Annotated in this window: 24 protein-coding genes; 10 read left to right on the top strand and 14 right to left on the bottom strand. The window is 67.3% G+C overall.

What is annotated here, in order from left to right:
- Window positions 1-3: 3 nt before the first annotated feature.
- Window positions 4-1827, bottom strand: coding sequence for a BCCT family transporter (locus tag VVR85_RS03050; protein ID WP_368519494.1), 1824 nt, complete (start codon window positions 1825-1827; stop codon window positions 4-6).
- A 357-nt stretch (window positions 1828-2184) separates the two neighbouring features.
- A complete protein-coding gene (gene rsmI / locus VVR85_RS03045; protein WP_368519493.1) occupies window positions 2185-3039 on the bottom strand; it encodes a 16S rRNA (cytidine(1402)-2'-O)-methyltransferase in 855 nt (284 codons plus the stop codon).
- A gap of 135 nt (window positions 3040-3174) precedes the next feature.
- Here rsmI and VVR85_RS03040 point away from each other — a divergent pair, with 135 nt between their 5' ends.
- A complete protein-coding gene (locus VVR85_RS03040; RefSeq protein WP_368519784.1) occupies window positions 3175-4650 on the top strand; it encodes a dolichyl-phosphate-mannose--protein mannosyltransferase in 1476 nt (491 codons plus the stop codon).
- A gap of 43 nt (window positions 4651-4693) precedes the next feature.
- Here VVR85_RS03040 and VVR85_RS03035 read toward each other — a convergent pair whose 3' ends face one another.
- The gene (locus VVR85_RS03035) at window positions 4694-5389 is read right to left on the bottom strand and encodes a zf-HC2 domain-containing protein (protein WP_368519492.1); all 696 of its coding nucleotides are present in this window, start codon (window positions 5387-5389) and stop codon (window positions 4694-4696) included.
- Complete coding sequence (locus VVR85_RS03030) at window positions 5376-5789, bottom strand: DoxX family protein (RefSeq protein ID WP_368519491.1); 414 nt, start codon at window positions 5787-5789, stop codon at window positions 5376-5378. Before VVR85_RS03030 ends, VVR85_RS03035 begins: the two co-directional genes overlap by 14 nt.
- 50 nt (window positions 5790-5839) lie before the next feature.
- Here VVR85_RS03030 and VVR85_RS03025 point away from each other — a divergent pair, with 50 nt between their 5' ends.
- On the top strand, window positions 5840-6334 hold the full coding sequence (locus VVR85_RS03025) for a methylated-DNA--[protein]-cysteine S-methyltransferase (protein ID WP_368519490.1): 495 nt from the start codon (window positions 5840-5842) through the stop codon (window positions 6332-6334).
- Window positions 6335-6377: 43 nt separating this feature from the next.
- A complete protein-coding gene (locus VVR85_RS03020) occupies window positions 6378-6986 on the top strand; it encodes a DNA-3-methyladenine glycosylase I (RefSeq protein WP_368519489.1) in 609 nt (202 codons plus the stop codon).
- 61 nt (window positions 6987-7047) lie between these two features.
- Here VVR85_RS03020 and glpR read toward each other — a convergent pair whose 3' ends face one another.
- From glpR to VVR85_RS03000, 4 genes are all read right to left on the bottom strand, one after another.
- Window positions 7048-8136, bottom strand: a complete 1089-nt coding sequence (glpR, locus tag VVR85_RS03015; RefSeq protein ID WP_368519488.1) for a gephyrin-like molybdotransferase receptor GlpR — start codon at window positions 8134-8136, stop codon at window positions 7048-7050.
- A gap of 94 nt (window positions 8137-8230) precedes the next feature.
- Window positions 8231-8947, bottom strand: a complete 717-nt coding sequence (locus tag VVR85_RS03010) for a GNAT family N-acetyltransferase (protein WP_368519487.1) — start codon at window positions 8945-8947, stop codon at window positions 8231-8233.
- Complete coding sequence (gene glp, locus VVR85_RS03005) at window positions 8944-10221, bottom strand: gephyrin-like molybdotransferase Glp (RefSeq protein ID WP_368519486.1); 1278 nt, start codon at window positions 10219-10221, stop codon at window positions 8944-8946. Before glp ends, VVR85_RS03010 begins: the two co-directional genes overlap by 4 nt.
- Window positions 10222-10244: 23 nt before the next feature.
- Window positions 10245-11177, bottom strand: a complete 933-nt coding sequence (locus VVR85_RS03000; RefSeq protein WP_368519485.1) for a UTP--glucose-1-phosphate uridylyltransferase — start codon at window positions 11175-11177, stop codon at window positions 10245-10247.
- A 66-nt stretch (window positions 11178-11243) separates the two neighbouring features.
- Between VVR85_RS03000 and VVR85_RS02995 the strand changes: the two genes are divergently transcribed.
- From VVR85_RS02995 to mscL, 3 genes are read left to right on the top strand one after another with little or no spacing between them, the layout of a single operon-like run.
- Window positions 11244-11813, top strand: a complete 570-nt coding sequence (locus tag VVR85_RS02995) for a 5-formyltetrahydrofolate cyclo-ligase (RefSeq protein WP_368519484.1) — start codon at window positions 11244-11246, stop codon at window positions 11811-11813.
- A 56-nt stretch (window positions 11814-11869) separates the two neighbouring features.
- Window positions 11870-12559, top strand: a complete 690-nt coding sequence (locus VVR85_RS02990) for an SAF domain-containing protein (protein WP_368519483.1) — start codon at window positions 11870-11872, stop codon at window positions 12557-12559.
- A 19-nt stretch (window positions 12560-12578) separates the two neighbouring features.
- Complete coding sequence (gene mscL / locus VVR85_RS02985) at window positions 12579-13082, top strand: large-conductance mechanosensitive channel protein MscL (RefSeq protein ID WP_368519482.1); 504 nt, start codon at window positions 12579-12581, stop codon at window positions 13080-13082.
- 262 nt (window positions 13083-13344) lie between these two features.
- Here mscL and VVR85_RS02980 read toward each other — a convergent pair whose 3' ends face one another.
- The 6 genes from VVR85_RS02980 to VVR85_RS02955 form a co-directional block, all read right to left on the bottom strand.
- Window positions 13345-13962: a molybdenum cofactor biosynthesis protein B gene (locus tag VVR85_RS02980; protein ID WP_368519481.1), complete on the bottom strand. Its 618-nt coding sequence runs from the start codon at window positions 13960-13962 to the stop codon at window positions 13345-13347.
- 37 nt (window positions 13963-13999) lie between these two features.
- Complete coding sequence (locus VVR85_RS02975) at window positions 14000-15349, bottom strand: S1C family serine protease (protein ID WP_368519480.1); 1350 nt, start codon at window positions 15347-15349, stop codon at window positions 14000-14002.
- Window positions 15350-15528: 179 nt separating this feature from the next.
- Window positions 15529-17079: an ATP-binding protein gene (locus tag VVR85_RS02970; protein ID WP_368519479.1), complete on the bottom strand. Its 1551-nt coding sequence runs from the start codon at window positions 17077-17079 to the stop codon at window positions 15529-15531.
- Window positions 17076-17774, bottom strand: a complete 699-nt coding sequence (locus VVR85_RS02965; RefSeq protein WP_368519478.1) for a response regulator transcription factor — start codon at window positions 17772-17774, stop codon at window positions 17076-17078. Before VVR85_RS02965 ends, VVR85_RS02970 begins: the two co-directional genes overlap by 4 nt.
- A gap of 241 nt (window positions 17775-18015) precedes the next feature.
- Complete coding sequence (rpmF, locus tag VVR85_RS02960; protein WP_070767890.1) at window positions 18016-18189, bottom strand: 50S ribosomal protein L32; 174 nt, start codon at window positions 18187-18189, stop codon at window positions 18016-18018.
- 15 nt (window positions 18190-18204) lie between these two features.
- Window positions 18205-18474, bottom strand: a complete 270-nt coding sequence (locus VVR85_RS02955) for a type B 50S ribosomal protein L31 (protein WP_290225415.1) — start codon at window positions 18472-18474, stop codon at window positions 18205-18207.
- Window positions 18475-19100: 626 nt separating this feature from the next.
- Between VVR85_RS02955 and rpmB the strand changes: the two genes are divergently transcribed.
- The 4 genes from rpmB to rpsR are packed head-to-tail and all read left to right on the top strand — an operon-like array spanning window position 19101 to window position 20077.
- Window positions 19101-19337, top strand: a complete 237-nt coding sequence (rpmB, locus tag VVR85_RS02950; RefSeq protein ID WP_070767892.1) for a 50S ribosomal protein L28 — start codon at window positions 19101-19103, stop codon at window positions 19335-19337.
- Between the two features lie 2 nt (window positions 19338-19339).
- The gene (rpmG, locus tag VVR85_RS02945; protein WP_005279910.1) at window positions 19340-19504 is read left to right on the top strand and encodes a 50S ribosomal protein L33; all 165 of its coding nucleotides are present in this window, start codon (window positions 19340-19342) and stop codon (window positions 19502-19504) included.
- A gap of 3 nt (window positions 19505-19507) precedes the next feature.
- A complete protein-coding gene (gene rpsN, locus VVR85_RS02940) occupies window positions 19508-19813 on the top strand; it encodes a 30S ribosomal protein S14 (RefSeq protein ID WP_070767893.1) in 306 nt (101 codons plus the stop codon).
- 15 nt (window positions 19814-19828) lie between these two features.
- On the top strand, window positions 19829-20077 hold the full coding sequence (rpsR, locus tag VVR85_RS02935; RefSeq protein WP_070767894.1) for a 30S ribosomal protein S18: 249 nt from the start codon (window positions 19829-19831) through the stop codon (window positions 20075-20077).
- Window positions 20078-20206 lie beyond the last annotated feature (129 nt).

Genomic DNA, 20206 nt, shown 5'->3' with positions numbered 1-20206 from the left:
GGCTTAGTGCTTGCGCTTGAGCTTGAGGCGCTCGGCGCGGCGGCGCTTGGTCTCCTGTGCGCGCTGGTACTCGCGGTGCAGGCGGCGCTCGCGGGCGAGCTTGCGCTGGAAGGCCTGGGATTCGCGGTACTCAAGGTAGATGACGTCGTTGCGCAGATCCTTGACGATGGCAAACATCAACAGCACGACAATCACCAGGAACGGCGCAGCGGCCACGATGGTGACGTTCTGCAGGTTGTTCAGCGAGTCCTCGTTGACCAGCAGCAGGGTCAGGCCAACCGCGGCGGTCAGCACACCCCAGATGGCGGACAGCCACGGCTGGGCGTCGGACTTGCCGTTCTGCGACATCGAGCCCATCACCGTCGACGCGGAGTCCGCGGAGGTGATGAAGAACGTGGCCAGCAAGATCATGGCGATGATGGAAGCAATCGCCCCGAGCGGCATGCCGTTGAGCAGGTTGAACAGCTCTTCCTCGGCGCTCTCGCCGGCAATCGAGTTGCCAGTCTGCTCGGCGTGGATGGCCGAGCCACCGAAGATAGCGAACCACAGGGTGGACACGCCGGCCGGGACCAACAGGACGCCGACGCAGAACTCGCGGACGGAACGGCCGCGGGAAATGCGCGCCAGGAACATACCGACGAACGGGGACCAGGAGACCCACCATGCCCAGTAGAAGATGGTGTAGCCGCTGAGCCACTCGCCGGCCTCGCCGTTGGCGGACTCGGCGGTACGGCCGATCATCTCGGTGAAGTTATCCAGGTAGGCACCGATGGAGCCCGGTACCAGGTTCAGGATGTTGACGGTCGGGCCAACGATGAACACGAAGATGGCCAGCAGCGCGGCCATGACCATGTTGGCGTTGGACAGGTACTGGATGCCGCGGCCCACGCCCGACAGAGCGGACAGGATAAAGGCCAGGGTCAAAACCAGAACGATGCCGATGACCACGCCGTTGCCCGGATCCTCGATGATGCCGGAGGCGGACAGGCCGGCCTGAATCTGCAGGGCACCCAGGCCCAGGGAGCAGGCGGTACCGAAAACGGTGGCGAAAATCGACAGGATATCAATCAGCTTGCCGACCGGGCCGGCAGCGCCCTTCTCGCCGATGAGCGGCACGAAGGCCGAGGACAGCAACTGCTTACGACCAATACGGAAGGTGGAGTACGCAATAGCCAGGCCCACGATGGCGTAGATGCCCCACGGGTGGAGCGTCCAGTGGAACATGGCGGTTGCCATGGCGGTATCGACCTCGTGCGGGTTGTGATCCGGAACCCCGTCACGGTAGAAGGCCAGCGGCTCGGAAGCGCCGTAGAACATCAGGCCGATGCCCATGCCGGCCGCGAACATCATCGCGATCCACGACGGCGTGGAGAACTCCGGCTCCTCGTCGATATGCCCCAGCCGGATGGTACCGAACTTGGAGACCGCGATAGCGAGAACGAAGACCACGAAGATAGTGGTAAACAGCACGTAGGCCCAGCCGAAGTTATCGACGACCAGGTTCAGGGCCTTGCCGGAGAACTCAGCGAAGCTGTCGGCGCCAGCCAGACCCCAGATGACGATAGCCAGAACCAACGCCCCGGCAACGCCGGTCACGGTCCAGTCGATCTTGGCGTCGCCGTCGGCGGCCATCTCGACGGGCTCTTCCTCGTGCTTTTCGGAGGAAAGGCCCTCGTTGTCCAGCATGGAAGCCAGCTGGCTCGTCGCCGACTGGCCGTCCAGCGCCTCATCAACGGTTTCGTATTTTTGATCTACCGGTTTGGAATCCAGCACGTCCGGATCGTGCGGATCCGCCCCTTCAGGCACGTTGTTTTCCGAATTTGTCATGCAATCTAGGTTGTTCGAAACCGGAAAGTCTTTCAAATTGCCGACCGCGTTTTTTCCTTAATCTCCGGGGTTTATCCCCGATTTTCGCCGCGCCGTGACCTCTGCAGGCTTCGGCATAACCGCTAGTCTTTAAGTTTTCCGACGGTGACACAACACGTTCCTATAACAATTGGGTTAAGAATTGCTGTGAACGGTTATTTTCCCTGCAAGTAGACCAAAAATACGCTGTTTCCCACCCACCGGTCTCAGGGAACTGCCAGCCACGGCAGCGGGCCTCACAAGGCCCGGCCCGGGCGGCGAGACGGGCCGCGGAGGCAAGTCGCGGGCAGCGATTCCCGGGCGGCTAGCCTCGGGCCGCTAGTCCCGGGCGGCTAAGACGGCATCGTAAAGCTCGCGGCTGGAGACCCCCGCCTCGCCAGCGACCTGCTTGCAGGCCGCCTTGAGCCGCAACCCGGCAGCGGCCAGCTCCTGGGCCTTAGGCACCAGCTCGTCCACGCCCACGGCGGCGGCCGCACCGCCCTCGATGACGACGGTGATCTCACCGCGCGCGTTCTCGCCCGCCCACTCGGCCAGCTGCCCCAACGGGCCGCGCTTGACCTCCTCGTAGGTCTTGGTCAGCTCGCGACAGACCGCCGCGGGCCGGTCCTCCCCCAGCACCTCGGCGGCCAGCGAGAGCGTCTCGGCCAGCCGGTGCGGCGACTCGAAAAAGACCACGGCGCGCTCCTGGCCGCGCAGCGACTCGAGCCACTTGCGCCGCGGCCCGCCCTTGCGTGGGGCGAAGCCGTCGAAGATGAAGTGCCCCACGCCCAGCCCGGACAGCGCCAGCGCGGTGGTTACCGCCGACGGCCCCGGCAGGCACGTCACCGGCACGCCGGCCTCGGCGGCGGCGACCACCAGGGAGTGCCCCGGGTCGGAGACTATCGGCATGCCGGCGTCGGTGACGACGAGGACGGTGCCGGAGCGGGCGGCATCGATAAGCCCGGCGGCGCGGGCTTCTTCGTTGTGGTCGAAGTTGGAGACCACCTTGCCCCGGATCTCCACGCCCAGGGCCTGGGCCAGGGCGCGCACGCGGCGGGTGTCCTCCGCCGCGACGACGTCGGCCTGCCCCAGCGCCTGCAGCAGGCGCGCGCTCGCGTCCCCCGGGTTGCCCAGCGGGGTGGCGGCCAGCACGACGCCGCGCGGGAGAGGCTCCAACGAAAACTCAAAGCTCATACCTAACAGCATGGCACAGGGCCGTACCCTAAACTATCTGGGGTGAGTATCCGCACTACCTCCGCCCAGCCCGCCGCCGTCCCGCGCGGCGCCCACACTCGGCCTGCCGCCGGCCCCCGGCCCGTGACGTGGACTATGGCGGACACGGTGACCACGCTCGTCATCGCGGCGCTGGCGCTCGTTAGCCGCTTCGTCGGCCTCCAATACCCCACCAGCGACGAGACCCCGATTTTCGACGAGAAGCACTACGTGCCGCAGGCCTGGGACATGGTGCGCAGCTGGGACAACCTGTTCGTCGGCGGCATCGAGTCGAACCCCGGCTACGGGCTGGTGGTGCACCCGCCGCTGGCCAAGCAGCTCATCGCGATCTCGGAGCAGGTCTTCGGCTACACGCCGCTAGGCTGGCGCACGATGGCCGCGCTCTTCGGCGTCGGCACCGTCCTGCTGATTATGGCACTGGCCCGCCAGCTGTCGAACTCGACGGTGGTGGCGACCATCGCCGGCCTCATCGCGGTCTGCGACGGCGTGCTGTTGGTCTCCTCCCGCTTCGGCATGCTGGACATCTTCCAGGTCTTTTTCATCGTCGCCGCGGCCTGGGCCCTGGTCCACGACCACAAGCAGGTCCACCAGCGCCTCGATGACGCCTGGCGCACCGGCCTGCTCAACGATGCCGCCTTCGGCCCCCGCTTCGGCTTCCGCTGGTGGCGCTTCAGCGCCGGCGTCTTCCTGGGCTTGGCGCTGGCGGTCAAGTGGTCCGGGCTGTACTACATCATGTTCTTCGGCCTGGCCAGTGTGTTCGCCGACCTGTGGCTGCGGCGCCGCTACGGGGTCCGCCGCTACGTGCTAGGCACCCTGCTGCGCGATACCCCGGCCGCGCTGGCCTCGCTCGTGGCGGTGCCGGCCGCGCTGTACGTGTGGTCGTGGCGGGCCTGGTTTACCAGCGAGACCGCCGTCTACCGCCACGCGGCCACCGACGGCACCATCGAGGCCGGCTCCTGGCTGCATCTGCTTCCCGATGCCCTCGCCAGCTGGCTCTACTACCACTTCTCGGTGCTGGAGTTCCACGCCTCCCTGACCACTTCCGGCGGGCATTCCCACCCGTGGGATTCCAAGCCGTGGGCGTGGCTGGTCGCCGCCCGCCCGATTCTCTACCACTCGCAGACGGAGATGACGTGCACGGGCGGCATCGAGTGCCGGCGGATGCTCTTCCTGTTCGGCACGCCGATCATCTGGTGGCTCATCGTGCCGGTGCTGCTGTGGTCGGCGTGGAGCTGGTTTGTCCGCCGCGACCGCCGCTTCGCGCCCGTGCTCATCGGTTTCGCCGCCGGCTTCCTGCCGTGGCTGGCCGCCTACGACCGGCAGATGTATTTCTTCTACGCCGCCGCGCTCATCCCCTTCGTCATCGTCGGCCTGGCGCTGATAGCCGGGCAGCTGGCGGGGCGCGGCCCGGTCGCCCGGTGGGCCCGCCCGCTGCGGTGGGGCTCGGTGGCCGTGGTCGGCTACGTGGCCGCCGTCGTGGCGATGTTTTTCTACTTCGCGCCCATCCTCTACGGGTTCACCGTCCCGGAGAGTTGGTACCAGTCGATGATGTGGCTGCCCAGCTGGACCTAGCTGGGGCTGACCGGGGTTAGCCAGGGCCAGCCGTGCTGTCGGCCTAGTTCGGGTCCGCGCCCAAAACGCGCCAGGCCCCGCGCAGGCTGAAGCCGCGGTCGGCAGCCCAGGCCCAGCCCAGCGCCGCGGTGGCCAGCCCCGTGGCCAGCAGCGCGTAGACCTGGTCCAGGACGAGGTTGCCCAGGGCGATGTCGCGCATCGCGAAGCCGCACAGGAAGGCGAACAGCGTGCAGGTCAGCGGCATGAGCCCCGGGGCCAGGCGGGGGCGCCAGGCGGCGAAAAGAAGGCCGGAAGCCAGCCCCAGGCGCAGCGCCGCACCCTCGATGAGCGCGGAGGCGCCGTCCGGATCCGCCGTCGGGTCGAGGACCTCGCCGGTGCCCGGCACCATGCCGGAGGACTGCGCGACCATGGCCACGGCCCACGCGGCGCTGAGGACCGCGATGACGACCAGGGCGATGCGCGCCATCGCCAGCCCCGCGTGGCGGCGCCCGGCGGTGCGCTGCCATTCGGATTCCACCCCGCCCAGGATGAATTCGGACAGGTCCTGCGGCGGGGCCATGCCCTCCCCGGCCGGCTCCGCGAAGCTCAGCGAGCGGCTCAGCCGGGCCGCCTTGTCCTGGAAGGCGCGGCACTCGGCGCACTCGGCGATGTGGGCGTCGACGACGTTCTCGTCCAGCCCGTGGAGTTCCCCGTCCAGGCGCGCGGAAATGGCGGCCTGGACTTGCTCATGCGTCAACACGGTTGAGCACCTCATCCAGGCTGGCCCGCCCCGCGCCGAAGACGACGACCATCAGCAGGGAAACGAACAAGACGCTGACGTATTCGATCCCGCCCTCGGTGGCGAAGAAGCCGTTGCCCCAGTGCGCGAAGTAGAAGGCCCCGCTGACCAGGACCATCAGCACCGCGGCGGCGGCCGTCGTCAGCAGGCCGATGACCAGAAGCGCGCCGCCGGCCAGCTCCCCGACCGCAGTCAGCCAGGCGAAAATCTGCGGCTGGGGCACGCCCAGGGCGGAGAACTGCCCGACCGTCTCGTCCATGCCGTCGATAAACAGCTTGGTCACCCCGTGGCACAAAAAGACGAGGCCGAGAATCAGCCGCAGCACAAGCAGCGCGGCATCTCTAACGGCGGGTTTGTTCATGAGCATTAGACTACCTTGGTAGCCCCACTTTGCTAAAGAAAGGCGCCGCGATGACTCACGTGTATCTGCTCGATAGCCCGCTGGGCCACCTCGGGTTGGCGGGCACCGACCAGGCCTTAACGCAGCTCGCCCTGCCCAGCGACGAACTGCCGGCCGATGCCACCCCCGGCACCACGCCACTCCTAGAGGAGGCCGCGCGGCAGCTGCGGGCCTATTTTGCGGGCTCGCCAAAGCCCTTCGACGTGCCGTTGGACTATACCAGCCAGCCGCCGTTTACCGCGGCGGTGCTGCGCGAGCTGGCCCGCGTGGGCTACGGCGAGAAACTTAGCTACGGGCAGCTGGCCGCCCGAGCCGGCCAGCCGGCGGCCGTGCGCGCGGTGGGCAACGCCTGCGCGCGCAACCCTCTGCCGCTGTTCGTGCCCTGCCACCGCGTGGTGCGCTCCGACGGCTCCCTGGGCAACTACCGCGGCGGCCTGGCCGCCAAGCGCTGGCTGCTGGAGCTGGAGGCGGGCCGGGGAACCCAAACGGGCCCGGCGGCAGTCTAAACGGTAGCAATCACGCACATTTACCTTTGAGGAGCAACTACCGATGGATAGCACTAGCACTGACACCGGACCAGTAACCGGCCCCGACGGGCTCGCGCGCACCCCGTGGGCGGCTGGGGACGAGCTTTTGCGCGAGTATTACGACACCGAATGGGGCCTGCCCGTCTACTCGGAGGCGGGCCTCTACGAAAGGCTCGTGTTGGAGGGCTTCCAGGCGGGCCTGTCCTGGCGACTCATCTTGAGCCGGCGGCCCGCCTTCCGCCTAGCCTTCGCCGACTTCGACCCCGACACCGTGGCCGCCTTCGGGGCGGACGACGTCGAGCGCCTGGCTAACGATGCCACCATCATCCGCAACCGCCGCAAAATCCAGGCCGCCATCGACAACGCCCGCGCCACCGTCGCCCTGCGCGCCGAGGGCGGCCTGAGCGAATTCCTGTGGTCCTTCCGGCCGGCGGATACGCCGCGGCCGGAGGTGGCAAAAGAAATCCCCACCACCTCAGAGGAATCGACGCAGATGTCGAAGGCGCTGAAGAAGCGGGGATTTAAGTTCGTGGGGCCGACCACCTATTTCGCGCTGATGGAGGCCATCGGGATGGTCGATACCCACCTGGTGGGCTCGCACCGGCGCGGGTGCTCGGGGCTCTGGGACTAGGCCTCGGGACCAAGCTCAAGGGCACGGCTTCGACGCCAGGCTCTGAGGCAAGGTCTTGGGGCTAGCCGACGCGGCGGGCGGCCAGGTCGTCCCGGCGGACCGGGGCGCGGTCGCCGGTGGAGTCGTCGTCGTGGTAGTAGACCGGCAGGTGGTCGAAGTCGGGGCTATCGTCGTCGACCTCGAGGACTACCGCGCCGGGGCGGCGGAGGCTGCGCGGGATGGCCAGCTCCTCGTCGGCGGCGTTGCGCACGCCCAGGCGGGCGCGCCGCAGCTGGCGGACGCGGCGGTGGCGCAGGGCCTGCTCCTGGCGCACCTGGGTGCGCAGGGCCACCAGGTAGACCACGGAGAGCACGGCGACCACGGCGGCGGGCAGCCAGCCCCAGCCGCCGAGGATGATGCCCAGGGCGACCGTGGCCACCACGGCGACGGCCAGGCCCAGCAGCGTGCGCTGGCGGCGCTGGTAGCGGTCGGTGGACGCGGCCTTATCGGCCTCCGGATCCCAGCCGCCGCGGCCTAGCCGGCGCTTGGCGAATTCCAGCTCCTCGGCAGAAAGCTCGTCATCGCCGCTGATCTCGGCCTCCTCCGTAGCTTCCGCAGCCTCCGCGGTCTCCTCGGCGGCGCTGGCGGTGGCGGCGGCATCGGCGTCGACTGCGCCGGGGTACATGAGATCCACCGGGGAGGTGTAGGACGCGTCCAGCGGGTAGGCGTCGGCGGCGACCTCGTCGACCTGCGGCGGGTCGAAGTATTCGGGGGCCTCCTCCGCAGTTAAATCCTCAGCGCCCTCGCTGTCCTCGGCCGGAACGTCCTCGCCGGTCTCGGCGTCCGCGGCGGGGGCATCGTCGAGCAGGGGCGAGTCGACGACCTCGCCGTCGATGGTCTCTTCCTGCGCGGAGACCGGCACGGCCAGGCTGGCCGGCTCGGCGTCGACGATTTCGTAGTCGTCGTCGGCATCAGTGCGGTGCACGTCCTGCGCGGTCACCCGCGGCTTGCGGCGGCCGGCGACCTTGCCCTGGTCGCCTTCGAAGAGCACCCGGGTGTCCTCGAAGCCGTCGCCGGTGTGGCTGACCGGGCGCTGGCCCCGCAGCAGCCACGGCGCCAGGACGAAGAGCCAGACCACCAGGATCAGGATGAGAATGAGGCCAGGAGACACTACGCGCTACCTCTTTCATAGTTTGACGATTGTCACAACCACAGTACTTCGCGCTTGACCCTCAACCGGCCTGCGCCACGCCCAATCCGGCGAGCTAATCCAGCACGCCGGCCGCCCGCAGCCGCGCGACGCAGCTATCCGGGAAGTCGTCGCGGACCAAGGCGACGAAATGGTGATCGCGCCACTCGCCATCGATGTGCAGGCTGCGGCGGGCGATGCCCTCCTCGCGGAAGCCGTTGTTGAATAAGACCCGCCCGGAGGCGGCGTTGTTGGGCAGGAACGTGGCCGTCACGCGGTGCATGCCCACGCGCCGGAAGGCGTGGTCGGTGCCCAAAGCGCAGGCCACGGTGGCCAGGTGCCCGCCGGTCATCTCCGAAAAGACCCAGTAGCCGATCCAGCATTCGCTCACGCTGCCGTGCTGGATATTGCCCAGCGTGAGCTGCCCGGCGAAACGCCCGTTGCACTCGATGGCAAAGGGCACCACCACCCCCTGGCGCGCCGCCGCGCCCAGGTACCACAGGTGATTCCACCAGGCCTGGGAGCTGTGGGCGGCGGCCCAGCTGGTGGGCATCGTCGGCTCGACGTGCCGCAGGTGGGCCTCGTCGTGGAGGCGCTGCGTGCGCCAGTCCGCCCCGTCCGTGCGGTGCAACGGCCGCAGGCGCACCTCGGCCCCGCGCGGGAAGCGGGCGTTCGGGCGGATGCGCACGGTCTCGGTGACCTCCGGCCATCCGGGGTGCTCGATGGCGCGCGATTCCCGCGCCCCGGTGTGGCGCTGCCAGCTGTGCCGCGCCCAGCCGAAGGGGTCGATCATGAGCGCTGGGTGATGAACATGACGTCGACGACGTCGCCGGGGCGGATATCCGTCACGGACTCCGGCACGCGGATAAGAGCGTTGGCCTCGGCCAGGCCGGCCAGCAGGTGGGCCGGCGCCCCGCCCGCGCCGGACAGGCCCTCGACCAGGTAGTCGGCGGTGTCGGCGTCGCGCATCAGGCGGGCGCGGATATAGCCGCGGCGGCCCAGGCGGGAGTCGATGTGGTTGACGGCGCGGGCGCGCACCACCCGGCGCGCGGCGTTGCGCTTGCCCAGCGCCAGCCGGATGAGCGGGCGAACGAAGACCTCGAAGACCACCAGGGCGGAGACCGGGTTGGACGAAAGCAAAAACGTCGGGATGCGCTCGTCGCCCAGCAGCCCGAAGCCCTGCACGGAGCCCGGGTGCATGGCCACCCGCGTGGTGTCGATGTCGCCGAGCTGGTCCAACACCTCGCGGATGGCGGCGGAGCCGGCGCCGCCGACGGCCCCGGAAATCACGATGACCTCGCTGCGCGCGATCTGGGTCTCCAGGTTTTCCCGGATGCGCCGCGGCTCGCCCTCGGCGATACCCACGCGGGTGACCTCGGCGCCGGCCTCGCGGGCGGCGGCCGCCAGCGCGTAGGAGTTGACGTCGAAGACCTGGCCCAGGCCCGGCTCGCGGTCGATGTCGACCAGCTCGCGGCCGAAGGAAATCACGGTCACGCGGGGGCGAGGGTAGGCCAGCACCTTCGAGCGCCCCACCGCGGCCAGCAGCCCGATCTGGGCCGGGCCCAGGATGGTGCCGGCAGACACGGCGACGTCGCCGGGCTGGATGTCGTCGCCGACGCGGCGCACGAAATCGCCGGAGCGCACCGGGCGGTGGGCGACCATGCGCTTGCGCCCGCGGTCGGTCCACTCGAGGGGAAGGACGGCATCGGCAAGCGTGGGCAGGGGCGCGCCCGTGTAGACGCGCACGGCCTGCTTCGGCTGGAGGCGCAGCGGCTGCCGGGAACCGGCCGGGACCTCCCCCACCACCGGCAGGGAACGCTCGGTCTCCGGCTCCGGGGCCTCCTCCGCGTCCGGGTCGCGCAGGCCGAGGCCGCGCTCGCCGCCGATATCAACCGCGCGGACGGCGTAGCCATCGATGGCCGCCTGCGGGAAGCCCGGCAGCGGCTGGTGCGCCTGGACCTCCTCGGCACACTTCAGCCCCAAAGCGTTGGCGATGGCGATCCGCACCGGCTCGGGCGTGACCGCCGCATCGGTGACAAACTCCAGTTGCTCTTCCACAGAACGCATAGCAACGCGCCGCCTTTCCCCGGTTAGTTCTCCGCCAACCCGTTCTCTTGCTCGTACTCCGCAATAATATGCTTGATCGCCTTATACAGCGCCGGGCCGTATTTCTCGTCGCGCAGTCCGAAGTCGACGTTGGCGGGGATGTAGCCGCCGGGGTTGCCCAGGTCGTGGCGCTTTCCGCGGTGGACCACCACGTGCACGGGCTCGCCTTCCTGGATGAGCAGCTCGATGGCGTCGGTCAGCTGCAGCTCGCCGCCCTTGCCCGGGCCGATGCGCCGCAGGGCGTCGAAGATCTTGCGGTCCAGCAGGTAGCGGCCGGTGGCCACGAGGTTGGAGGGGGCATCGGCAGGATCGGGCTTTTCGACCATGCCGACGACCTTCTTCACGCCCGGCGCGTTAGTGTCCTCGACGTCGAAGACGCCGTAGTTGTAGGTCTCCTCGCGGTCGACCTCGAAGGCACACAGGACGGACCCGCCTAGGGCCGCGCGCACGCGCGCCATGTCCTCCATGACGGTGGCGGGCAGGACGATGTCGTCCGGCAGCATGACGGCGAAGAAGTCCTCGTCCTCGTCCAGGACGGACTCGGCCAGGCCGACGGCGTGGCCGAGGCCCAGCGGCTCGGCCTGCTCGACGGCGATGGGGTGGATGAGGTCCGCGGCGCGCTGCACCTTGGCGACCTGCTCGTCCTTGCCCCGCTCGGCCAGGGTCTCGGTCAGGTCGGGGAAGCGCTCGAAGTGGCGCATGACCTCTTGCTTGTTCGGGGCGGTGATAACCGCCAGTCGCTGGGCGCCGACGGAGGCGGCTTCCTCGGCGATGAGCTCGATGCCAGGTGTATCGACTACTGGCAGCAGCTCCTTGGGCACGGTCTTGGTGGCCGGGAGGAAACGCGTCCCCATGCCGGCGGCCGGAACCACTACGGTTTTCACCCCGTGCGGGGTATTCTCGCGCTCGTTAGACATGGATCTGACCTTACCTGCTCGCCTAATCCGTTTCGGGCACCGATACGCCCTATTAGTATTTAAGTTATGAATTTGCCCTCCCCCGACGCCGATAAGCAGCAACTGCGCGAGCATTTCCGCAACGCCCGCCGCGCCCCGGCCGACGATGCCTCCTTAATCGCCCACACCGACCGCTTCCTGCGCGCCTTTGAGCACCCGCGCGTGGCGGCCTATGCCCCGCTGGCCAGCGAGCCGGGCGGCAAGGAGTGGCTGGCGGCGGTCGCGGCGGCCAGCCAGCAGGTGTGGCTGCCGCTGTCGATGCCCGGCGGCACACTGCTGTGGGCCAGCTACCACGGCGAGAAGGCCACGCGGGCGGGGGCGCTGGGCATCGCGGAGCCGGAGGGCCCGCGGTTTAATTCCACGGTGCTGGCAGGCCTCGACGTCCTGCTGGTGCCGGCGATGGCCGTGGACCGGCGCGGGTTTCGGCTAGGCAAGGGCGCGGGCTATTACGACCGCGCGCTGGCCGGCCTGCCGGCGGGCGGGCCGCTGAAGCTGGCCGTGGTGCACTCCAGCGAGGTCGTGGACGAGTTGCCGGCCGATGCCCACGACGTGCCCTGCGACGGCGCGCTCACCGACGCCGGCGTGGAGCTGTTCTAGGCACTAAGTTCCTCTGCCTGGGAACCGGCGGTGGTCCGGGCGCAGTCTATATAGACATGCGGAGTTTTACTGGTTTTTCTTCCCTGCGGCACACCCTGGCCACCCCGGGGCACCCGCGCGCGAGCCTTCTGAAAAAGCTGGCGGCCGGCGCGCTGGTGGTCGCGGCCGGCTTGGTGGGGCTGAGCGGGTGGAAGGACAACCCGCGGGTGCCGGTCTTCGCCCGCGAGGTCGCGGCCGGCCAGGAGCTGGCGGCCGAGGACGTCGAGTGGCGTTCCCTGCCGCGCGACGCCATCCCGGCGGGCGTGGCCGACCAGGCGGGGCCGGAGGATTTAGCGGGGCGGGTGGTCGTGGCGGCCGGATCGGCCGGCGAGGTGGTCACCGAGTCCCGCCTGTTGGGCGAGGAGCTTACCCACGCGTTGGGGGAATCGACGGGTCAGGACTATCATTTGGTGCCGATTAAGCTCGCGGAGCCGGACATCGCCGCGCTGCTCGCGCACGGGGATACGGTCAGCGTGGTCAGCAACGGTGGGACAGGTCAGGGCGCGCCGCCGGCCGACGCCGGGGAGGCGGAAACCGTCGTGGCGCAGGAGGGAAAAATCGTCTCCACGGCCGCCGCGGGAGAGACCACGGGCTCCCAAGCGGCTACTATTCTAATTGCACTGCCGGCCCCCGCCGCGAAGAAAGTGGCGGCCGCCTCGCTGAGTTTTCCGCTCACCGTGGTGGTCACCGGAGACCGAGCAGGCTAAACATCGAAAGGACTTCGCCATGTTGAAGGGCTTCAAAGACTTCATCCTCCGCGGTAACGTGATTGAACTGGCAATCGCCGTCATCATCGGCTCCGCTTTCACCGCCATCGTCACGGCCGTGACCGATTCCCTGATCCAGCCGCTCATCAACTCCTTCGGTTCCGCCGAGGTCGGCGGGCTGGCGTTCCAGATCAAGGCCGATGACCCGACCACCCGCATTGACCTGGGTGCCGTCATCACCGCGGCCATCAACTTCCTGATCATCGCCGCCGTGGTCTACTTCCTCATCGTCATGCCGATGAACAAGCTGGCCGAGGCCGCCAAGCGCCGCAAGGGCATCGACCCGGAGGAAGCCACCCCCACCACTGACGACCTGCTCATCGAAATCCGCGACCTGCTCGCCGCCCAGAACAACGTCGGCGACAAGGTCACCGGCCAGACCAGCGACCTGGCCGAAGAATCGACCGAGGGTCCGGGCAAGTCAATCACCGGTGATGATGCCGCCGGCAAGCACCGCGCCTAAGGATCGGCACTACAAGTTCTAATAGTGCGGCGGGATTTGCTCGCGGTAGAACGCTTCCCCGCGCGCCCCGTCCCCATCAGGACCTTCTAAGCTTTGAGGGCCGTCGTCTACTTCGACGGCCCTTTCTGCATCTGCGGAGCCGAACGCGGACACGAACGGGGGCCGGTCCGCCGTCCGGTCGTAGTCGGGGCTGTCGCTCGGGCGCACCGCGCGCCGCCGCTTGCCGCGCCGGGAGTGGGAATTCGTCATGGCTGGCTGCTGCTTAGTCCACCGAGTACTTCTGCAGCTGGTCGACCAGGTGGTGCACCAGCGGGGTCAGGGTCGCCATGCCGTCGCGGATGGCCGCACGGGAGGCCGCCACGTTGACCACCACCGTGGACCCAGACACGCCGGCGATGCCGCGGGAGGTGCAGGCATCGACAGCGCCGCAGGCCTGGCCGGAAGACCGCAGGGCCTGGGCGATGCCCGGGACCAGCTGGTCCAGCACCGTGCGGGTGGCCTCCGGGGTCTTGTCGCGCGGGCCCACGCCCGTGCCGCCGACGGTCAGCACCAGATCCACGCCGCCGACCACGGCGGTCTCAATCGCCTGGCGAATCTTCGACTTCTTGGAGCGCACCACCACTGCCCCATCGACGCGGAAATTGGCCTCGGCCAGCAGCTCCGAGCACAGGCGCCGGTTGTCTTCGGCATGCTGCTCGGGGTGGTCCGTCACGATGACGATCAGGGCGCGGCGCTGCGCGTTCATGGACTGTTCGCGCTCCTGGGCCAACAGGTAGGCATCGTCCGGCCCCGCGATGTCGCGGAGGCTGTCGCGGTTGCCGCCCCGCGGGGCGTCGGCGAGCGTGGCTGTGCGATCGGAATCGCTGGCGTCTACAGGCATGGTTCTCCTTAACGGTGGTGCGGCTTTGCGCTTTAATCTACTCGTTCGACAGCGTTACCTCTACCTGTCGCGTCTCCTCGCTGTCGGGATCCGCGACTTCCAAGGTCACGGTCTCGCCGAATTCCTGGGAACGGGTCGCCGCGATGAGCGTGTCCGAGTCCTCGATGAGGCGATCACCCAGGCGGGTGATGACGTCGCCGGCCTTGATGCCGGCTTCCGCGGCCGGGCTGCCCTCTTCGACGTTGACCACCGGCGCACCCTGGGTGAGGTTGCGCCCGTCGACCTGCACGCCCAGCATCGGGTGCTTGACCTCGCCGTTGTTGATGAGCTGATCCGCCATGCGCTTGGCGAAGTTGGACGGGATGGCAAAGCCCAGGCCGATGGAGCCGGCCTCCTGCCCCGACGAGGAGGACAAGGAGGCGATGACGGAGTTCATGCCGACGATGTTGCCGTTCATGTCCACCAGCGGGCCGCCCGAGTTGCCGGGGTTGACGGCGGCGTCGGTCTGGACGGCATCGATAAGCGAGGGCTCCCCGCCGGCCTGGGAGGCGCGCACGGGGCGGTTGACGGCCGAGACGATGCCGGAGGTCACCGTCGCGTTCAGCCCCAGCGGCGAGCCGACGGCCACGACCTGCTGGCCGACGTTGAGGTGATCGGAGTCCGCGAACTCCAGGTAGGGCAGGTTCTCGGCGTCCTTGATTTTGATGACGGCGACGTCGGTGTTGGCATCGGAGGCCACCAGCTCGGCCTCCTTGCGGGTGCCGTCGTTCATGGTGACCTGGATGCCGCCGACCGAGGAGCGCTCCGCGCCCTCGACGACGTGGTGGTTGGTCAGCACGTAGCCGTCCGGGGAGATGATCGAGCCCGAGCCCTCGGCCGCGCCGCCGCGGGTGACGACCTGGATCGCCACGACCGCGGGCAGGACCTTCTGGGAGACCTCCTCGATGGAGCCCTCGGCCGGCGCCGGGGCGGAGTCGTTGTTGGCGGGGCGGTTGAGGACCTCGTTGACGGTGGAGGTCGAGTCGTTGCTGCCGGACCCGCCCACGACGGCGCCGGTGATACCGCCCGCGCCCACGGCGACGACCAGCATCATGGCCAGCGCGGTGCCCAGGCCGACGGAGCGCTTCTTCTGCGGCGCCTCGGCGACGGCGGTCGGTGCCTCCGGCTGGCCTTGCGGTTGAGCCTGTGGCTGCTGCGGGGCTTGCGGATTGGCCTGCGCTTGGGGCTGGCCCCACTGCGCGTCGGCAGACTGCCACGTCTGGGTGTCCTGCGCGTCGGGGGTCCGCGGCTGGTTCCAGCCCTGCGACTGCGACTGGGGCTGCCCCTGGCGACCGTAGGGGCTCGACGAGCCGGTGGGCTCGGCGTTATGGGGATTGTTGTTGTTCATAGCCGTAGTATCCCTCCCTGACCTTTGGTGCCTCTGATACCCGACTGCAAACAGCTTAGGAGTATCTGGCAGGTTGCTGTATGGGATTCGATCTTAGTGACAAGTCCACAATTCGGCCAACCGCCCGGGCACGAGACTGTTGGTTGGGCTTGCTTCTAAACCGTTTACCAGGCGCGCGGCTAGCGCTGGTTGAACCAGCGCTTGGCGAACTCGCGCCCGCGCCGCTCGGAGGCCGAGGACCCGTCCAGCCCGGCGGTCGTCTCCCCGGGGTTGAGCGCAGCGTCCTCGGTGTCCCAGTCCGTGTTGGGGGCGCTGCCCGGGAAGATGATTTCCATGCGCGTGCCGTGGTCGTCGGAGTCACCGACGGTGATGGTGCCCTTGTGGCGCTCCACGACCTGGCGCACGATGGCCAGGCCCAGGCCGGAGCCGGGCATCTTCCGGGCCTCGGCGGAGCGGTAGAAACGCTCGAAGATCTTCTCGCGCTCCGCCTCCGGGATGCCCACGCCGGAGTCGTCGACGCGCAGGCGCGCGGTGTGCTCGTCCAGGCGCTGCAGGCGCACGCGCACCATGCCGGCGGCCGGCGACCACTTGGCGGCGTTGTCCAGCAGGTTAAGCACCGCCCGGCCGAGGGCGAAGGGATCGCCGACCATCACCCAGGGCTCGAGGTGGACCTGGAATTCGACGTCGGGCCGGCGCCGGCGGGCGCGCTTGAGCGAGGAGGCCACGACCTTGTCCAGCGCGACCGGCTCCATCTCCTTGTCGACGGCGTCCTCGCGGGCCAGGTCCACCAGATCGCCGATGAGCACGGAAAGCTCCTGCATCTGGGCTAGGACGTCCGCCTCCAGCTCGGCGCGGTCCTGCTCGCTCAGGCTGTCCGCGGTGTTGGACTTGTTGAGCATCATCAGCAGCTCGATATTGGTGCGCATAGACGTCAACGGGGTCTTGAGCTCGTGGCCGGCGTCCGCGACGAACTGCGATTGCTTGATGCGGGATTCCTGCAGCGCGTCCAGCATGCGGTTAAACGCCACAGCCAGCTGGGCCATGTCGTCGGTGCCCACGACGGAGATGGGGCGCAGGTCGCCGGTGCTGGCGACTTGGTCGATGGCACGCTTGAGCCGCTGGATGGGGTGCAGGCCGGTCTGGGAGACCCACACGCCGCCAGCGATGGCCAGCAGGATCCCCAAGGCGAAGACGGCCAGCAGCACCGTGCCCACGATGTCAATGACGTTCTCGGTCTCGGCCCGGCTGTCGGTTAGCACGACCCAGGAGGCGTCGTTAGCGCGCAGCGAGATCGTGTGGAGATCCCCCTCCTGCTCCATGGAGAGGCCATCCTCGGGTGGGACCTGGTCGTCGCCGTAGGTGGTGGCGTCGCCGGCCGGGGAGACGGTGAGCCGGGCCTCGGGGTGTACGGTCTTGAAGTGCTCAATCTCGTTGAGCAGGTAGTCCGGGTCCTGGTTGGCCTGGGTGCGCACGAGCATCGCCTGCGCGTGCGACTCCAAGGCCTCGTTGTCGGCGGCGCGCAGGCAGGCCGCCACGGCCCCGTAGGAACCGGCGCAGATGATAGCCGAGGTAACGGCCACGATCAGGCCGGTGAGAATAGCCAGACGCCAGCGCAGCGACGTGCGCGAGACCCACGGACGCGAGCTTCCCGTGTAAACCGTCGGTTCGTCTGAAAACTCGTCGGGCGGAGCGGAAGACTGCGCCCGAGACACCGGCTTCCGAAAAATCACGGGGTGTTCTCTCGCAACACGTAGCCGACGCCACGGACGGTATGGATAAGGCGGGGCTCGCCTTCGGCCTCGGTCTTCTTACGCAGGTAGCCGATGTAGACTTCCAGCGCGTTGCCCGAGGTCGGGAAATCATAACCCCACACGCTTTCTAGGATCACGTCGCGGGCGAGCACCTTGCGGGGGTTTTCCAGCAGCAGCTGCAACAGCGCGAACTCGGTGCGGGTCAGCGAGATCATGCGCTTGCCGCGCCAGACCTCGCGGGTATCCGCGTTGAGGTAGAGATCCTCGAAGGCCAGCTTGGATTCCTTTTCCGGTGTGGCCTGGATGGGATCGGCTGCCGCGCGCCGCGCCAGCGAACGCACGCGGGCCAGCAGCTCCTCGAGCGCGAAGGGCTTGGGCAGGTAGTCATCGGCACCTGCGTCCAGCCCCGCCACCCGATCGGCGACGCCGTCCCGGGCGGTCAGCACGAGAATGGGCCGCTCCCAGCCCTCGCTGCGCAGGGAGCGGCATACCTCGAGGCCGTCCATGTTGGGCATCATCACATCGAGGATCATCAGATCCGGGGATTCCCGGTGCACCGTCTCGACAGCTTCGACGCCGTCCCCGGCCAAGACGACCTGGTAGCCGTTAAAGCTCAGCGAACGGCAAAGCGATTCACGCACCGGCTGTTCGTCGTCCACCACGAGAATTTTCATATCTCAATTATGTCCTAAGATAAGTCTTTCCAGAAACCCAGAAAGTAAAAGTAATTTTATTAAGGTTTGGGGCCCGATTAAGGATCGAACAGGGGTACACTCAGCTGCAAAAACAACGCAACGCGTCAGTACCCCTTAGGGAATCTTAATAAGAAAAGCGCCCCGGCTACCCTTATTCGGGGTAACTCGGGGCGCGAGGGGCCGGTCAGTTAGCGGCCCAGCTATGTCGTCCTAAAAACTCTTAGAACTGCTCCACGTCAACCAGGCCGAGCTTGGCGGCCTTGACCAGACGGCGCGGGATGCGCACGGTCTGGCCGTCGATGGTGACCTCCTGGAGGTCGACGTTGTCGGCCTTCCACTGGGAGCGGCGCGAGCGGGTGTTCGCGCGGGACATCTTGAACTTAGGAGTTGCCATTTTCTTCTATCCTCCTTACGCGTTCTTCTTCTTGCGGCGAGCCATGCCACCGAAGCGCTGGTTGAAGCGCTCGACACGGCCGGCGGTGTCCATCACGCGCTGTGCACCGGTCCAGAACGGGTGCGACTCGGCGGTAACGTCGACCACGATGAGCGGGTACTCGTTGCCGTCCTCCCACTCAACGGTGCGATCGGAGGAGGCGGTGGACTTGGTCAGGAAGCGGGTACCGGTACCGGCGTCCTGGAAGACCACCGGGTGGTAATCCGGGTGGATATCTTTCTTCATGCGAATTCCCTCAGGGTTGAAACTTCGGGTCGGTTCTCCGCTTTCACCGGGCCTATAAAACTAGGCCTAGGCGGCGGAGATCGTGCCCGAGTTGGGTTTTCTAACGGACAAACAGCTACCGTCGAGCAGCACCCGAGCGATAGCAACTCGGACTATATTACAGCCGACCTGCCCTTTTCCCAAATCTCGCCCGCGCCAACGCAACGGGTGTCCACAGCAGCCACAGGCACCCCGGCAACCACGCCCGGAAAGCGGGCTTCGCCGCGCGAATTCTACGCCGAGGGCTTAAGATTATCCCCAGCACGCTGGGCGTCCTCAGACAGGGCGAAGATATAGAGGTATAGCGCCCCCGCTGTCCCCGCACTCCCCTACTGCCCGGAGCCACACAAGGCCCCACGCGGGGCGCCAAGCATGGCTCGCACGAGGCGATTAGGAAATTCGGGCGCGAGAAGGTAAGGTTTTCCCTTGCTGTTGTCACAATGTACGTTTACGCCCCGTCTACTGCAATGAAACGGCGTGATTTTTTAATCGCTCATCCTCACATTCCGAGCGGAGTAAGCCTTCTAGGCACTCGATCACGTGGTTTTAATTAGTCAAGATGTGGGCGGCTAGGAGAAAGAAGACCCATGTCGGCTATTTGCCAGGTAACGGGCCGCAAGCCGCAATTCGGCAAGCAGGTCTCGCACTCGCACCGCCGCACCTCGCGCCGTTGGAACCCCAACGTGCAGCGTCGTCGGTACTACCTGCCCTCTGAGGGCCGTACCATCACCCTGAATGTCTCTACCAAGGGTATGAAGATCATCGACCGCGACGGCATCGAGTCCGTCGTCGCCAAGATCCGAGCACGTGGGGAGAAGATCTAAAGATGGCACGTAACGATATTCGCCCGATCATCAAGCTTAAGTCCACCGCGGGCACCGGTTACACCTACGTGACCCGTAAGAACAAGCGCAACAACCCGGATCGCATCACTCTGAAGAAGTTCGATCCGATCGCCCGCAAGCACGTCGAATTCCGCGAGGAGCGATAATCAATGGCTAAGAAGTCCAAGATCGCTAAGAACGAGCAGCGCAAGGAAATCGTCGCCCGCTACGCGGAGCGTCGCGCTGAGCTCAAGGCAATCATCAAGAACCCGAACACCTCGGACGAGGACCGTTTGGAGGCACAGTTCGAGCTGAACCGTCAGCCGCGCGACGCTTCCAAGTCCCGCATCCGTAACCGCGACGCCCACGATGGTCGTCCGCGCGGTTACCTCCGCAAGTTCGGCCTGTCCCGTGTCCGCATGCGCGGCATGGCTCACCGCGGTGAGCTGCCGGGCGTTCGTAAGTCCAGCTGGTAAAGGGGAATTGCAACAATGAAGCGCAATAACCACAAGAAGTTCCGGATGGAGCAGACCCGCCGTCCGAAGAAGAACCCGTTGAAGGCAGAGGGCATCGAGAAGGTGGACTACAAGGACACCAAGACCCTCCGTCTGTTCATCTCTGACCGCCACAAGATTCGTTCGCGTCGCGTCACCGGTCTGACCCCGCAGCAGCAGCGTCAGGTTGCTACCGCGGTCAAGAACGCTCGCGAAATGGCTCTCCTGCCGTTCACCACCCGCTAAACACTAAGTAGCAGGGTTTCAACAGCGCACTTTTGCCGCTGGCAAGTGTGACACGGTAAAAGAATCTAACCAACGCCGTCGCCGGCACCCCGCCCCTCGTGGGCCTGGGGTCGCCGCGGCGGCGTTTGG

Origin of the sequence: Corynebacterium sp. LK2590, assembly GCF_040946105.1 — a bacterium.
Taxonomy (GTDB): domain Bacteria; phylum Actinomycetota; class Actinomycetes; order Mycobacteriales; family Mycobacteriaceae; genus Corynebacterium.
This window is presented reverse-complemented; position numbering and strand designations above follow the sequence as displayed.